The organism is Pyrococcus kukulkanii, assembly GCF_041647995.1.
In the GTDB taxonomy this organism is placed as follows: domain Archaea; phylum Methanobacteriota_B; class Thermococci; order Thermococcales; family Thermococcaceae; genus Pyrococcus.
The window spans coordinates 161,264-173,835 of record NZ_JARRIB010000004.1 but is presented as its reverse complement, the minus strand read 5'-3'; the positions used below and the strand labels follow the sequence as shown (position 1 = coordinate 173,835).

The 12,572-nt window shown below is 44.4% G+C and carries 25 protein-coding genes; 11 read left to right on the top strand and 14 right to left on the bottom strand.

Annotation, left to right across the window (positions count from 1 at the left end):
• The first annotated feature begins 23 nt into the window (after nucleotides 1-23).
• Nucleotides 24-215, top strand: a complete 192-nt coding sequence (locus tag P8X24_RS09470; RefSeq protein ID WP_372915662.1) for a PCNA-inhibitor — start codon at nucleotides 24-26, stop codon at nucleotides 213-215.
• Here the strand turns inward: P8X24_RS09470 and P8X24_RS09465 are convergent.
• The 8 genes from P8X24_RS09465 to cobB are packed head-to-tail and all read right to left on the bottom strand — an operon-like array spanning nucleotide 157 to nucleotide 4,621.
• The gene (locus tag P8X24_RS09465) at nucleotides 157-1,626 is read right to left on the bottom strand and encodes a proton-conducting transporter transmembrane domain-containing protein (RefSeq protein WP_372915660.1); all 1,470 of its coding nucleotides are present in this window, start codon (nucleotides 1,624-1,626) and stop codon (nucleotides 157-159) included. The genes P8X24_RS09470 and P8X24_RS09465 overlap by 59 nt on opposite strands.
• Nucleotides 1,623-1,892 (bottom strand): cation:proton antiporter subunit C, encoded by a 270-nt coding sequence (locus P8X24_RS09460; RefSeq protein ID WP_372915658.1) that lies wholly within the window; start codon nucleotides 1,890-1,892, stop codon nucleotides 1,623-1,625. The genes P8X24_RS09465 and P8X24_RS09460 overlap by 4 nt, the downstream gene beginning before the upstream one ends.
• 1 nt (nucleotide 1,893) lies before the next feature.
• Nucleotides 1,894-2,277, bottom strand: coding sequence for an MnhB domain-containing protein (locus tag P8X24_RS09455; protein WP_372915656.1), 384 nt, complete (start codon nucleotides 2,275-2,277; stop codon nucleotides 1,894-1,896).
• On the bottom strand, nucleotides 2,274-2,732 hold the full coding sequence (locus P8X24_RS09450) for a hydrogenase subunit MbhD domain-containing protein (RefSeq protein WP_372915654.1): 459 nt from the start codon (nucleotides 2,730-2,732) through the stop codon (nucleotides 2,274-2,276). The genes P8X24_RS09455 and P8X24_RS09450 overlap by 4 nt, the downstream gene beginning before the upstream one ends.
• Entirely contained in the window at nucleotides 2,713-3,027 is a 315-nt protein-coding gene (gene mnhG / locus P8X24_RS09445) for a monovalent cation/H(+) antiporter subunit G (RefSeq protein WP_372915652.1), read from the bottom strand. The genes P8X24_RS09450 and mnhG overlap by 20 nt, the downstream gene beginning before the upstream one ends.
• Nucleotides 3,020-3,292: a monovalent cation/H+ antiporter complex subunit F gene (locus tag P8X24_RS09440; RefSeq protein ID WP_372915650.1), complete on the bottom strand. Its 273-nt coding sequence runs from the start codon at nucleotides 3,290-3,292 to the stop codon at nucleotides 3,020-3,022. The genes mnhG and P8X24_RS09440 overlap by 8 nt, the downstream gene beginning before the upstream one ends.
• Entirely contained in the window at nucleotides 3,268-3,873 is a 606-nt protein-coding gene (locus P8X24_RS09435) for a monovalent cation/H+ antiporter subunit E (RefSeq protein WP_372915648.1), read from the bottom strand. The genes P8X24_RS09440 and P8X24_RS09435 overlap by 25 nt, the downstream gene beginning before the upstream one ends.
• A complete protein-coding gene (cobB, locus tag P8X24_RS09430; protein WP_372915646.1) occupies nucleotides 3,866-4,621 on the bottom strand; it encodes an NAD-dependent protein deacetylase in 756 nt (251 codons plus the stop codon). Before cobB ends, P8X24_RS09435 begins: the two co-directional genes overlap by 8 nt.
• A gap of 150 nt (nucleotides 4,622-4,771) precedes the next feature.
• Here cobB and P8X24_RS09425 point away from each other — a divergent pair, with 150 nt between their 5' ends.
• Together P8X24_RS09425 and P8X24_RS09420 are read left to right on the top strand one after the other, a co-directional pair.
• Nucleotides 4,772-5,347: a hypothetical protein gene (locus P8X24_RS09425; RefSeq protein ID WP_372915644.1), complete on the top strand. Its 576-nt coding sequence runs from the start codon at nucleotides 4,772-4,774 to the stop codon at nucleotides 5,345-5,347.
• A 10-nt stretch (nucleotides 5,348-5,357) separates the two neighbouring features.
• Entirely contained in the window at nucleotides 5,358-5,519 is a 162-nt protein-coding gene (locus P8X24_RS09420; RefSeq protein ID WP_372915642.1) for a hypothetical protein, read from the top strand.
• Between the two features lie 104 nt (nucleotides 5,520-5,623).
• Here P8X24_RS09420 and P8X24_RS09415 read toward each other — a convergent pair whose 3' ends face one another.
• From P8X24_RS09415 to P8X24_RS09405, 3 genes are read right to left on the bottom strand one after another with little or no spacing between them, the layout of a single operon-like run.
• Nucleotides 5,624-5,932, bottom strand: a complete 309-nt coding sequence (locus P8X24_RS09415) for a nucleotidyltransferase domain-containing protein (RefSeq protein WP_372915640.1) — start codon at nucleotides 5,930-5,932, stop codon at nucleotides 5,624-5,626.
• Nucleotides 5,908-6,054 carry a hypothetical protein gene (locus tag P8X24_RS09410; protein WP_372915638.1) on the bottom strand — a complete coding sequence of 49 codons (147 nt, stop codon included), beginning with the start codon at nucleotides 6,052-6,054 and terminating at the stop codon, nucleotides 5,908-5,910. The genes P8X24_RS09415 and P8X24_RS09410 overlap by 25 nt, the downstream gene beginning before the upstream one ends.
• Before the next feature lie 50 nt (nucleotides 6,055-6,104).
• Complete coding sequence (locus P8X24_RS09405; RefSeq protein WP_372915636.1) at nucleotides 6,105-6,284, bottom strand: HEPN domain-containing protein; 180 nt, start codon at nucleotides 6,282-6,284, stop codon at nucleotides 6,105-6,107.
• Between the two features lie 51 nt (nucleotides 6,285-6,335).
• Here P8X24_RS09405 and P8X24_RS09400 point away from each other — a divergent pair, with 51 nt between their 5' ends.
• On the top strand, nucleotides 6,336-6,863 hold the full coding sequence (locus P8X24_RS09400; RefSeq protein WP_372915634.1) for a hypothetical protein: 528 nt from the start codon (nucleotides 6,336-6,338) through the stop codon (nucleotides 6,861-6,863).
• A gap of 58 nt (nucleotides 6,864-6,921) precedes the next feature.
• On the opposite strand, the gene P8X24_RS09395 is transcribed toward P8X24_RS09400, so the two are convergent.
• Nucleotides 6,922-7,089, bottom strand: coding sequence for a hypothetical protein (locus tag P8X24_RS09395; protein WP_372915632.1), 168 nt, complete (start codon nucleotides 7,087-7,089; stop codon nucleotides 6,922-6,924).
• Nucleotides 7,090-7,221: 132 nt separating this feature from the next.
• On the opposite strand from P8X24_RS09395, the gene P8X24_RS09390 reads away from it, so the two are divergent.
• Together P8X24_RS09390 and P8X24_RS09385 are read left to right on the top strand one after the other, a co-directional pair.
• A complete protein-coding gene (locus P8X24_RS09390) occupies nucleotides 7,222-8,109 on the top strand; it encodes an Mrp/NBP35 family ATP-binding protein (protein ID WP_372915630.1) in 888 nt (295 codons plus the stop codon).
• On the top strand, nucleotides 8,093-8,896 hold the full coding sequence (locus P8X24_RS09385) for a DMT family transporter (protein ID WP_372915628.1): 804 nt from the start codon (nucleotides 8,093-8,095) through the stop codon (nucleotides 8,894-8,896). The genes P8X24_RS09390 and P8X24_RS09385 overlap by 17 nt, the downstream gene beginning before the upstream one ends.
• A 2-nt stretch (nucleotides 8,897-8,898) precedes the next feature.
• Here P8X24_RS09385 and P8X24_RS09380 read toward each other — a convergent pair whose 3' ends face one another.
• Both P8X24_RS09380 and P8X24_RS09375 read right to left on the bottom strand, forming a co-directional pair.
• Nucleotides 8,899-9,045, bottom strand: a complete 147-nt coding sequence (locus tag P8X24_RS09380; RefSeq protein ID WP_372915626.1) for a hypothetical protein — start codon at nucleotides 9,043-9,045, stop codon at nucleotides 8,899-8,901.
• Between the two features lie 302 nt (nucleotides 9,046-9,347).
• Nucleotides 9,348-9,650, bottom strand: a complete 303-nt coding sequence (locus P8X24_RS09375) for a hypothetical protein (RefSeq protein ID WP_372915624.1) — start codon at nucleotides 9,648-9,650, stop codon at nucleotides 9,348-9,350.
• 156 nt (nucleotides 9,651-9,806) lie between these two features.
• On the opposite strand from P8X24_RS09375, the gene P8X24_RS09370 reads away from it, so the two are divergent.
• The 5 genes from P8X24_RS09370 to P8X24_RS09350 are packed head-to-tail and all read left to right on the top strand — an operon-like array spanning nucleotide 9,807 to nucleotide 12,571.
• Nucleotides 9,807-10,865 carry a DEAD/DEAH box helicase gene (locus P8X24_RS09370; protein WP_372915622.1) on the top strand — a complete coding sequence of 353 codons (1,059 nt, stop codon included), beginning with the start codon at nucleotides 9,807-9,809 and terminating at the stop codon, nucleotides 10,863-10,865.
• On the top strand, nucleotides 10,862-10,990 hold the full coding sequence (locus tag P8X24_RS09365; RefSeq protein ID WP_372915793.1) for a hypothetical protein: 129 nt from the start codon (nucleotides 10,862-10,864) through the stop codon (nucleotides 10,988-10,990). The genes P8X24_RS09370 and P8X24_RS09365 overlap by 4 nt, the downstream gene beginning before the upstream one ends.
• A 10-nt stretch (nucleotides 10,991-11,000) precedes the next feature.
• Complete coding sequence (locus P8X24_RS09360) at nucleotides 11,001-11,996, top strand: hypothetical protein (RefSeq protein ID WP_372915620.1); 996 nt, start codon at nucleotides 11,001-11,003, stop codon at nucleotides 11,994-11,996.
• Between the two features lie 39 nt (nucleotides 11,997-12,035).
• A complete protein-coding gene (locus P8X24_RS09355) occupies nucleotides 12,036-12,254 on the top strand; it encodes a hypothetical protein (RefSeq protein WP_372915618.1) in 219 nt (72 codons plus the stop codon).
• A complete protein-coding gene (locus P8X24_RS09350; protein ID WP_372915617.1) occupies nucleotides 12,242-12,571 on the top strand; it encodes a DNA-binding protein in 330 nt (109 codons plus the stop codon). The genes P8X24_RS09355 and P8X24_RS09350 overlap by 13 nt, the downstream gene beginning before the upstream one ends.
• Nucleotide 12,572 lies beyond the last annotated feature (1 nt).

The window sequence follows — 12,572 nt, the reverse complement described above, 5'->3', positions numbered from 1 at the left end:
TCAATAAGGAATGGGAGTTGCTCATGGACAGGAAGATAGATGATTTCATAAACCCTGGGGTCAAGGTGAGCAGACCTAAGAACAATGAAAAGAAAAAGAAGAGGCTTAAAGCAACTAAGCTTGATAACTTCCTTCCTGAGGAGCATATAAACTTCTTTAAGAGCCTTCGAATAGGCTCAAAGAAGATAGCAAGGAAGAAGATAGAAGAGCTGTGAGTAGAATTATTCCCTCGCTTATTCCCACATTAATCAGGAAGTCCCTTCTCGGTATCTTGGTTCTTAACGCGAAGAACAGGGCTATCCCCAGGATTATCATGGAGTCGTAAACACTGATTTTTCCTCCCAAGATTATTCCGGCCAAAAAGGCAATGACTGCTGGAACCGCCCCCGGTATTACAGTTTTCATGTTAGGCTCAACTCCATGTCCCCTCCACAGGTAATAGTTGACCTTCGTAAAGGACATCGCGGTGCCGACTGAGGCTAGATAAACGAAGAGCTTTGCATCGGTAAGTGCAGACTTGGCAACCCCACCGACCGTCAAACCAAACCCAGCTATTGCAAGGCTTAAGCTTAGGACTATCGCTAGCAGAATTGGCATATCTCGAGCTCCCAAGAACTCCAACTCCTTTTTCCTTCTAACATCAACCAGTGAACCCAAAGAGAGAAAGAGGCCCGACTTAAACGTGGCATGGGCGAAGGAGTAGAGAGCTGCAGCCATTGGGCTTATCGTGACCCCTAGGAGGACGTAGCCCATCTGGCTGACCGTGTGATAAGCCAATAATCTCTTCACGTTCCCCTGCATTAATGCTAAGACAACTCCAAAGATCATTGAGGCCAAGGCGAAGGGCTTTAGGAAGTCGAGGGTAGAGAGGTTTGAGAGGAGGACTAAACCATATATCGGCGCCTTAACGGCTATGCCCGAGAGTATCGCACTGACGTGAGTTTTTGCCTTAGAGTGGGCATCTGGAAGCCAGATGTGGAGGGGAAATACTCCCGCTTTAAGCATCAAAGCCACTGAGGCTATTTTAACGGGCAGATCATCCTTTAGATCTCTGGCGAGGTTAACATTGAGGTATCCCGTCTGGAAGTATATCATGCCAAGCGCTAGAATAAGCAGGTAGGATGAGGTCATAGATAGCATTAAGTACTTAAATGCGGCCTCTTTGCTTCCCTCCTCCTTGGAGCTCGCTATCAGGGCGAAGGATGATATCGCCGAAAGCTCCATGAAAACGTAGTAGTTGAAGAAGTCCTTCGAGATGAATGCACCAATTAGCCCCGAGTGAACAAGCAACAGGAGAGACAGCTCTTTCCAGTCGGTGACCTTGGAGAGCACATATAGTGAGGCAGAGCCGAAAGCCACGAACTCTCCCAGGAGGAAGAGCAATGAAACCCTATCAATTCCAACCTCTATTCCCATCGCCCTGGGGTATCCTCCGACAACTCCTGAGGAAACAAAGGGAAGTAAGAGCATTGGGGTGAAGGCACCGAGGATGTAGAGAGCCTTAACCTCAAGGCCTAGGGGTAGCCTGAACTTCGCCCTTATCGTGCCCTCTATCCTAAGGGCCCCCACGAGGTATATTAAGATCGCTGAGATTAGAGGTGCTATGACCATTACAACTGCATTCACCTTCTCTTCCCTCCCATTATTAGAGCTAAGGCCAAGCCAGTGACGGCAACGTCAACTACAAGTGTTGTAAGCATTAAAACTGCGGGAATTGGATCCACGGGATTGCCTCCCTTCAGCGGCGGGGCACTTCCTACCTTGGCCCCTTCCTCTATTAGGAACAGAACGACTCCCAGGGCCATGATGTTTAGGGATAGCAACTGCTTAAGCTTTGACTGATTTACTATTATCCCGAAGAGCCCTATTATCGTGATTATCAATCCTATCATCTTAATCCCTCTCCATGAAGGTCGTTATCGTGTAGAATATCATGGTAAAGGCCGCTCCAACCTTAATTCCAACGAAAACGTTGAAGGGAATTACAGTTTCCTCCAGCGGAGGTAAGTATAACAAAGCAGTTAACAGCAGAAGAAGTATGAGGATTATGCCCGATACCCCCTCCATTGAGCTTACGAGCTTCTTCTTGAACTTCTTCCTTACCCTCCTGTATCCATGTGAGGTTATGAGAAGGATTATTGCCACCCCCAGGATTACTCCCGCCTGAAACCCTCCCCCTGGGGACTGGGAGGAGTACAGCATGAGGTAAGCTGCATAGGTAACGAGGAAGGGGCTCACAAGCTTTGTCGTGGTTCTCGCAACTATGCTCATCTTCACTTCCTGTCCCTCCTGAGAACCAAGCTAAATCCCAATGCCGCCGAGAAGAGTATCATCGCTTCACCTATACTGTCGTAAAGCCTCCACCCAGCCAAGATCTCGGTAACGAGATTCCCCATAGACCAGTGTGAGATATAGGCATCGTACGTAAAAGTTCTTGGTTCAACCTCGCACTTTAAGAGCAGGACCAGGAGAGGGAGAACGAAAATGCCCTTCCAAATTTCAATCTTTCCATCCTCTTCCGTGCTCTCATAAGCGAATATGAATAACCCGGTAACCAAGGCTCCGACAACTATAGCTGATAAGGCAACGTCTGGGGCCTTAAGCAAGAGGAGGAGTAGAATGAAGGCTAAGCTTACAAGTCCGTAAGTTATCAGGGAGGCGAGGAAGTCCCTGTGCAGGACGACAACGAGGGCGAGTCCTATAAGGATTAAGCTAAGGATTGTCCCAAGCATACATGTCCACCTTTACCTCCGGTTTTATGCCCATCTTGTACGCTCCCCTAGCGATCGCGTGGCTTACCATCGGGTTTATCAGGGCTATAAGAACCAAGAGGAAGAGGAGTTTAACCTTAACTACGAACGGGCCGTCCATGATCATCATCAACCCAAAGACTATCCCCATTATACCACCGGTGTCGCACTTCGTTGCGGCATGCAACCTAGTGTACACATCGGGAAACCTTATCACACCAAGCGAGCCGAAGAACATAATTGAATAACCGAATAATAATGGAATTATTTCAAGCATTCCTCCCCCTCCTCTCCATGTACTTGGCCAGTATAAGACCACTGACGGAGTTGACCATCAGTAGGACTATTGCGGCGTCTATCAGATACCACTCCCTCCAGAGCACAGCGAGTATCGCTATAATTCCAACTACCTTGGTCGTTACCGTGTTAAGTCCGACTATCCTATCGGCCAGCGTAGGGCCCGCTATGACTCTGTACATAGCCATTAGTGCCGTGAACAATAACATTCCAATGCCCGCTACCAGAAGATTTTCTTTAGCCATTCCTCAATGTCCCCCTTGATGATCTCTCCAGCCTTCTCAACGTTCAGGGTTTCAACGTCTATCCAGTGAACGTAAAGATATGTCCCATCGAGCTTCTTCACGACATCCAGGGTTAAAGTTCCTGGGGTCAGCGTAATTGAGTTGGCGAGGATCGTTACCCCAGTGTTTGAGTGTAGACTTGTTTTAATCCTTACTATTCCTGGGTTTATGTCCATCAATATGGCATGCTTCGCAACCTTTATGTTGCTCTCAAGGAGCCTGAAGGCCATAATTATTAAGTACTGGGGCAGGTAAAGGAAGGCGAAGTACAGGATCTTCCAGACTAGATGCTTCGAGTGTCTTATATCGTCGGTGAGGAGGTCTCTCATGTAGAATGCTATTATTCCAGTCGTTGGTAGGCCCAGAGAAAGTCCTTGAGGTGTAATGTCGCCTGTAATGCCAAGCCAGAAGGCGAAGAGGACTATCCAAGTAAGCAGGAATCTCTCCCAGGGAGGAAGCTTCTGCCTCTCGTAGATTTCGTAAATGTACCTGTCCCTTATCTCTTCGAGCCTCTTCCTGAGGTACAAATGAACCCTACTCATTGAGGAGCCTCCTGACCTCTTCCACGATCCTTGGAAGTATTTCCCCAGCTTTGCCCCTACAGAAGAAGTCCGCTATCGGAGTTATACCTGACTCCTGAACGTTCACCTCTATAACCGTTCCGCCATTCTCCTTCACTATGAAGGGTATGTAGGCTGCGGGGTAGACAACGCCGCTAGTCCCAACAACTATCACAGCATCGGCAGTCTCAGCAAGCCTGAAGGCCTTTCTTAAGGCTTCCTCCGGTAATGGTTCACCGAACCAGACTACATCAGGCCTTAACAGCGAGTTGCACTTGGGACACCTAGGGAGCTCCTGACTGAGGATTTCATTTACCCTGCCGGTTTCCTTGAGGTACTCTCCGTAGTCGCAGGAGGTGCACTTAACCCTGAAGATGTTGCCGTGGAGTTCGATCAAGTTCTTGGTTCCGGCCTCCCTGTGAAGGTCATCGACGTTCTGGGTTATCACGGCTTTTAATATTCCCATCCTCTCGAGTTCAACGAGGGCGTAGTGGGCTGGATTTGGCTTTGCCTGAAGGATCTTCCGAATTCTCCACTTGTAAAACTCCCACACGAGCTTTGGATCCCTTGCAAAGGCCTCGGGCGTTGCGAGCTCTTCTGGCCTGTACTTCTTCCACAGTCCATCCTTACCCCTAAAAGTTGGAACCCCGCTCTCGGCGCTAATCCCGGCACCCGTGAAAGCTATTACATTCTTGGAGGAAGCTAAAACTCCCGCAACCTCGACTATCATCGAAGAAATTTTAGGCGATAGTCCTTAAAAACTGTTCCTTTATTTTTTTAATAAAGTTTTAAAAGCAAATACACAAAATTACGTTATGGGTGAGTAATATTGAAGCTTTTCACAATATCCCCTCATACTATGAGTAGGTGTGAATACTACATGATGAAAGCATTGTTCGGGAGATCGAGGCTTATAGTTACCAGGGAGGAGCTGGAGTATATCATTAGTTATTGTAAACCTCCGATAGGCCTTGTTTGGAGCTGGACTACAATAGGGGCACCCCCAGGATATTATAAGCTATATTTGAAAAAAGATACCCCACCTCGTTTTTCCGATACAAATCTTGAGAAGGCTATTGATAACATCTTAAAGAGCCTTGGCTACAGGGAGGGTGTTGATTATTTCAGGCAATACTCTATATCAGGGTACTATCTCGATTTTGCGTTTCCTAGTATTAAACTAGCTATAGAACCTGGAGCCACATACTGGCATACTCCCAAGTGGGTAAAGGGGGAACCTCTTAGACCAGTTGGATATGCTCCAGAAGATGTATACTATCCACCATTGGAAAAGGATATCAAAAAGAACGAAGTATTGAATAATCAAGGTTGGGTAATACTATGGATGAATGAGAACATTTTAAGTGCAACAATGAGGGGACGGATAAAAGGAATAATTAAGAGGGTCATCGAGAGTAGACAAGAGGAATTAGAGGAATTTTCAGAATCACAATAGGGCGCTCAGGATGCTAAAGCTCCACCAAATAATCCCAATGGAAGTTATAAGGATACTTGCAAAGCACAACTTCAGGTTAGTTGGCCCTTGGCGTGAATTCTACCCCCTAAAGGGCAATGCCCTCTTAATAAAGGAGCTTCCCTTGAAGATAACCTTTGTAAGGAAAAAATAGAGAGGTCATAGAAGAGCTGAAGCCCTACTGTAGCAGGACAGTTAAGGGGAAGAACAAAGTTTCCATGAAGATAAAGGGAGATAGGCATTGGATCGTTCTCCAATTCAAAGAATAATTCCCTCTTTTAGGGCTTCCCTAACTATCCCTATCATTCTCTTCTTCCTTTCAAACTCTTTGGGAGTATAGCAGAGGATTTCAAAATCTCCAACTATGCCCTCTTTAAACAACAACTTCAGAACTTCAGTAGATCTGTCCGTGAACTGCTTTTCTTCAAATGCTTTGGAAACCACTATCAAATCGTAGTCACTGTCCTTTAGAAAATCTCCCCTAGCTCTAGAGCCAAAGAGAATAACAGTAGCATCTGGATAGGCCTTCTTTATGATTTTAACTAAACTTTCAATCTTCTCCTGCAAAACTCCACCACCTTCTTAGCTTTTTCAAAGTGCTCTACTGCGGATCTCCTGTTGTATATTCTCGCTGGAACTTCGTTTGCAGCATCAGGATCTCGTAACGGTGTTGAGGTCAAGAACGGCATCGATGATTTCCTCATCTTTAATGTTTAATTCTTGGGATAACCTAATTAAGCTATGAGTTTTCGGGGGAAATTCTTTTTTTGATCTCGATGTACAGGGCCTTAAGGGCTTTTTCAGCGGCCTGCTGGGAAAAGAATACACTAGCATAGTACCTATCGGCATCTATTAAAACTTCCACAGTTTTTAGATCCTCCAGTGCCTGCTCCCAGAGCAACCTCGCTTCTTCCCTCATACAGAGTTCCTAGGCAGATAATATTTTTAATCCTTCTCACTATCGAAGACCATGCAACACGTAATTGCGCTCCATCAAGTCTACGGCGAGCTGATATTTAGAGGGTTAAAGTGGCATGAAATAAGGAGAAGTAGGATCTTCGAGGAAGGTGATATCGTCTTCCTCTACATAGCGAGAGGGGACTTGTACACGCTGAAGAAGACCCTCCGAAGGCTGGGCCTGACCGAAGAACAAACCCTTACGAAGAGGGGAACCATAGCTGGGGGATTTGAAGTTGGAGAAATCATAAAGGCTGATTTTGAAACCCTTTGGGAGCTCACGAAGGATACAAGCGGGTTAACATTCGTTCACGGCGAGAGCGAGGGGAAGAGGTGGCTTAAGGGGTATATAAACGAGTTCGGCTACGCCTTCACGATAGAGAGGCCCTTCCTCTTCAAGGAGCCCGTGACCAAAGAGGAGCTCAAAGAGAAGTACGGGGTTCACGTCGAGGGCATAATACACTTATCCCTCAGAACGAGGAGGCCCTGGGTTAAGGAGTTGCTCGAGGATCTAATGACGAGGGATTTCGAGTACATCTAGAGTCTGCTGTTTAATAGTTACCTCTTGCTGGGAGATAACAATTCTCCCACTATGCTCCTCAAGTAGCTCTCTCCTTACTATTAGCACATGCTTTCTCAAGTTCTTCCCTTAGAAGTCTCTCCGTTTCTTTCTCAATTAGCTTATCAATCTCCTCTGGACTAAGATCCTCTCGCCTGAAAATTCCATGATATCTTGCCAATTTTTTGCGTGGAATATTCCGGTCCATAGCTAATAGGAACATCTTGAGAAAAATTAAGTTTTGCCAAAATGATTTTAATTATACACTTTTGACCCAAAAGCTACACAAAAGGGCAAAGGTTTTTAACCCGACCTAACAACTCATGACGGGTGGAATGGAATGACGATAAAGGCTCCAACCCTAAACTTGCCCGGACTTGGCGTTGATCCCCTAACGCAGAGGATAAAGGAGAAAGAGAAGAAGTGGAAGTACAAGATCGCGGTTTTGAGCGGAAAGGGGGGAGTAGGGAAGAGTACCGTCGCCGTTAACTTGACTGCGGCTTTAGCCAAGATGGGCTACTTCGTCGGAATACTCGATGCAGACATACATGGCCCAAACGTTGCCAAAATGCTCGGCGTTGACAAGGCCGAAGTTTTTGCTGAGAAGTTCGACGATGGACACTTCGAGATGATACCTCCAATGGCGGACTTCATGGGTCAGGTTACTCCAATAAAGGTAATGAGCATGGGAATGATGGTTCCCGAGGATCAGCCAATAATCTGGAGGGGCGCCCTTGTTACAAAGGCAATAAAGCAACTCTTAGGGGACGTGAAGTGGGGCGAGCTTGACTTCATGATAATCGACTTTCCCCCAGGAACTGGAGATGAAATCCTAACCGTAGTTCAGTCGATACAGCTCGATGCCGCCATAATCGTTACCACCCCCCAGGAAGTTGCCCTTCTTGACACTGGAAAGGCGGTAAATATGATGAAGAAGATGGAAGTCCCATATATAGCGGTAGTGGAGAATATGAGCTATTTGATCTGCCCGCACTGTGGAAACAAGATAGACATCTTCGGAGAGGGGGGAGGAGAAAAGCTCGCGGAGAAGGAAGGCGTTGACTTCCTGGGCAAAATACCAATAGATCTTAAAGCAAGGGAAGCAAGCGACCTCGGCATTCCGATAGTGCTTTATGGCGATACCCCAGCTGCAAAGGCCTTCATGGAGATAGCAGAAAAGCTTGTAAACAAGCTGAAGGAAATGAAGGGAGATGAGAAGGAAGAGTGAAGGAGTCCTACTCGCGCTCAGTGGAATGTTACTTTATGGTCTAGAGCCAGTGGTTATAAAAGCCAATCCTGCCAATCCCATAAGCTTTGCCTTTTTCTCTGCTTTCATTGCCTCCCTGATCCTTTTCCCCACCATTAACCTGCAAGAGGCAAAAGCTACGTGGAAGAGAGGGGCGCTAATAGGCTTCTTTGGAACCTTCCTTGCCTACATTTCGTACTCAATTGGAGCGAGGCTCTCCACGGCGGTAAATGCTGCATTAATAACTAGAGCTGAAGTCCTCTTCTCCTTTATCCTCGCCTCAATATTTTTAGGGGAGAAGATTACAGGGAAAAGGTCTTTCTATTCCCTCTTGGTGCTTTCAGGAGTTACTATGGTTATAACCCAGGGTAAAGGTCTAGAAGTGCGCGTTGGAGATCTCCTTCTCCTGCTCGTTCCACTGTTCTGGCAGATCGGGCACGTCATTGCGAAGAAAACTAAAGCAGGCCCTCAGACGATAGCCTTCCTCAGGAACTCTTTTGGCTCGCTCTACCTGCTCCCCCTTGCCGTGGCTACCGGTTTAGAGTTCACCCCCTATTCGGTAGCGGAGGGCTTCATAATAGCGGTTGGCCAGCTGGTATGGTACGCCTCGATAAAGAGAATTGATCTATCCCTCGCGACGGCAATAATAACTCCAGCTCCAGCCGTTGCTATTGGCATTGCACTCTTCATGGGCGAGCCAATAACTGCATGGCATCTCTTCGGGTTTGCACTTATAATCCTGGGAACTTTAGGGCTTAGCAGGGAGTGAATTCACTGTCTATACATTGCAATAAATTCCCGGGGTGTCAGGATGTAGAACTCGTGGTCATTGAGCTTGAATCTCTTGTTTTTGCCCCTGATCTTCAGAAGGTGCTTCCTGTCGTAGGTTATCAGGAACTCGGCTTTTGCGTTATACACAACATCAAGGAATGGAATATCCTCGGGATCTCCAACCTTCTCAAGGAGGGCCTTGAATTTTGAAAGGAGTGCTTTATTGGAACTATCTTGGAGTGGCTTCTTATGAGATGATATACCCCTCAGCTTCTTCAGGGGATAAGTACTTGAGAGCCTTCTTCGAAGTTAGTTTCCCCTGATATTCTCTGAGAACCCACTCCGAAACATAGTTCACGATGTGACCCTCTGCTAAGGGCTCCAATACCTCAAAGGCATAACCCTTAGTTGAGATTGCGCCTGAGAAAAAAGTACAGATGTGTTAATGACTACTCGAGGCCTAGCTCCTTTAGCCTCTTTTCTATTAGCCTCCATTTCTTGATTTCCTCCTTAACCTCATAGTATAGTTCGATTGCTTCTTCCTCGCTTATTTCCCTTTTCCCTTTTTGAGACTGCAGGAATTTAATAGCTTCTTCCCTCGTCATTTTCTTCATTCCTGTCTTCTCAAGCTTCTCAAGGTTGGCCTTCCACTCATAGTACTCAATAAGCTCTTCGGGAGACACTCCAACGGCCTTTGCAACCTTTTCAATGAGCAACTTAACACCCTCTGAATCTTTTACGCTAATTGCCATCTCCTGCACCTTATGATAAATTCCTTTGAGGGTTATTAAATTTGTTTGGGATCAATTTGAGCTTTCGGTTCATTTAGCTGGTAGGTTCCCGGGAATGTTAAAATTATAAGTGAGGGGAAGCAAACTTTGTAAAGATTAATGTGAATATACTAACTGATGAACGTTAGTAATAGAGCAATTTCAGGAGCTCTATCTGACTTTGAGTTATCTTTAAGCAGAAACTTTGGTTTAACGTTGAGAAAGTATCAAAGAGTAATTTCTGAGGCCGTTTTAGAACATGCGTTTGTACATGAAGATGGCATCAAACTAAACATTATTACAATGCCAACTGGGAGCGGAAAGACCTTTATTGAAATGGCGATAGCGTACTTCATTGTAAAGCTTCTGGGAGGAAAAGTACTTGTCTTAGAGCCAACAAGATTACTGTGTGACCAGATGGAGAAAATATGGAGTGGAATTTTTGAGGATATAGCAAAGGGATACGAAGGAAGATGTGAGGCTTTTCAAAGACAGCCTTCCGTGGTTATAACAACTCCCCAAACCGCATTGAAGTGCGTAGAGACGTTGAAGGATTATAAGTTCGTGATAATTGACGAGGTTCATCATGCATTTGGGAACAAATTCTATGTGGAATTAATAACAAAACTCAGGCCAGAATTTTTGTTTGGGTTCTCAGCATTAATACCTAAGCGCAAAAAGTTTAGAATTCCTCAGGAATTCGTCATCAATGTAGGTGAGCCAAAGTACTATGAATATGACTATGCAAAGCTCGTAGAAATAGATAGGGAGTTTAAGCTTCCAAACGTTATCCTTGATATGTTTGATTCAGAGTTTAATGAAGCCGAAAAGGAATTATACGAGAGATTGCTTTTTGAAGACATTGATGGAAGAACCAGATATCACTTAGAGAAAGCCCTGGCGAGCTATGGCATAAAAGCTTTTCTTGAAAGCTATGAGAATGTTTTGAGGAAAGGAAATGTCACAGACATCTTGGAGGGAATACATCAGATTAGAGGTTTATCTCATAAAGCAAGGACAGTTCTAGAAGTTCTGGAGGCATATGATGTTCAAAATTCTCCAGAGCTATGGCCAATTTTAATCTTCACTTCGAGAAAAGTTACCGCGAGAGAAATAGAAAAGGCCATTAGAAGCAACTTTAACTTAAGAGTTGCTGTAATAACTGGTGATACGTCAAAGAGGACAGACTCAGAATAATTAGCAGGGCCAAACGTGGAATTTTCCAAATTCTTGTTTTAACAATTGTTGGAGAGGAGGGATTAGATGTACCCACTGCAGGATTGCTCATAATGACAGACATCAGGAACAAGAGAGTACAATGACCTTGAAATTGTGCTAGAGAAGTTGAAAAAGGAAGGCGTTGATATAGATTCAGTTTTTCAGAGGAGACTGGAGGATATATTAGAAAAAGGGCTTAGCAAAACAATCTACGAGAGAATTGAAAGTGTTTATGAGAAAAAGGGGAAGCCTGTGTCTTTTTGTGAAATTATTGCTGGAGATGAAATTAGCGCTCCTGAAGACTGCCTGAAAACTGTAGTTAAGCATCTGATGGCCGACAAGCATATTAGGGAATATTTAGGAGAATATTTAGAAGCGTTCCGCGCTTTGATGGCTCCATTTATAGAGAGAAAACTTAATCTCGAAACAATTCTCCTCTTTCTTTTATCATTCTCTCCAAATGAACTTAGGGATATCTACAGCAGTAGCATTTACTGGGCGTTAGCCAGGGTTCCATTTAGAAGGGACATAAAATTTAAGATCAAGCTTGGGAGAAGACGCCTTGAATCAGATGTGCTGGGATACTACGTTCTTCTAGAGTCCTATGCACGGACAGTAGAGAATATAAGGAGAGAAAGGAGGAAGGAGAGGAATTCTATGCTTCCCAATTTATATAATATTCCGAAATATTTGTTGCATGAGAAGTTGTACACATTGCATTCAAACATCATAAAAAGGGCACCTCAAATGCTTTTCATTGAAGAATTATCTCAATTGCTGTTCACAAACAAGGTAAACAAATATTTAGACACTAAGGTTTTGAATTGTTTTCTGCAGAAACTGTCCAGATCCCAGGAGATTTTAGTGTTTCTATATTCAAGGTCTTTAAATAGACGCATGCTCCCAAGGTTAAATCCCTTCAGCAAGAATGGAGGCAAAGGAGGATCCATAGAAATTCGATATTTCATCCAGGGGCCTCTTAGCCATATCTTAAGCGCTTATATTCCAACAAAATATGGAGAATGCTACAAAGGTTATGGATCCCAAATCATGAACATCAACGTGTATGGAGTAAATGTTCATCTAGAAATCATCCTTAAAAAGATATAAACCAGAATTGTCCAATAACTTCATTTGGAGGTGTCATTGTTGAGCAAGGTTATCACCATAGAAGTTCCAGATTGGGTGGATGAAAAAAAGTTAAAGGAGGTAATAAACAGGGCATTAGCTGAGATTTCACCAAAGGTTATGTCAATAAATAAACTAAGGGAGATGCTTGGGATAACAGAAGATGAGTTAGAGGATGAAATATTACAGGACTTTTATGTGAGGAATAAGGAAAAGGAGAGGATTAAATGGTTGTATTAGATACGAGCATCGTTATTGAAAGGGTGAAAAATAGGCAGGAAATTAATGAAAACATAACAGGTGTCACCTTTGTCGAATATCCTGGAATTGTCAGATACAAAAGATTCTATGGAAATGTCTTGTTTCCTACGTTTGAGGATATTCTACTCGCTCATACTATCCAGATATCACTTCTAAAGATTGGGAAACCAAAGTCATTCGCTGATTTGCTAATAGCGTCAATCTGCATTAATAATGGAGAAGAATTAGTAACAAGGGATAGCGACTTCTTAGATATCGCAAAAGTTTCCGACCTAAAACTTAAATTCATCCCCTAAA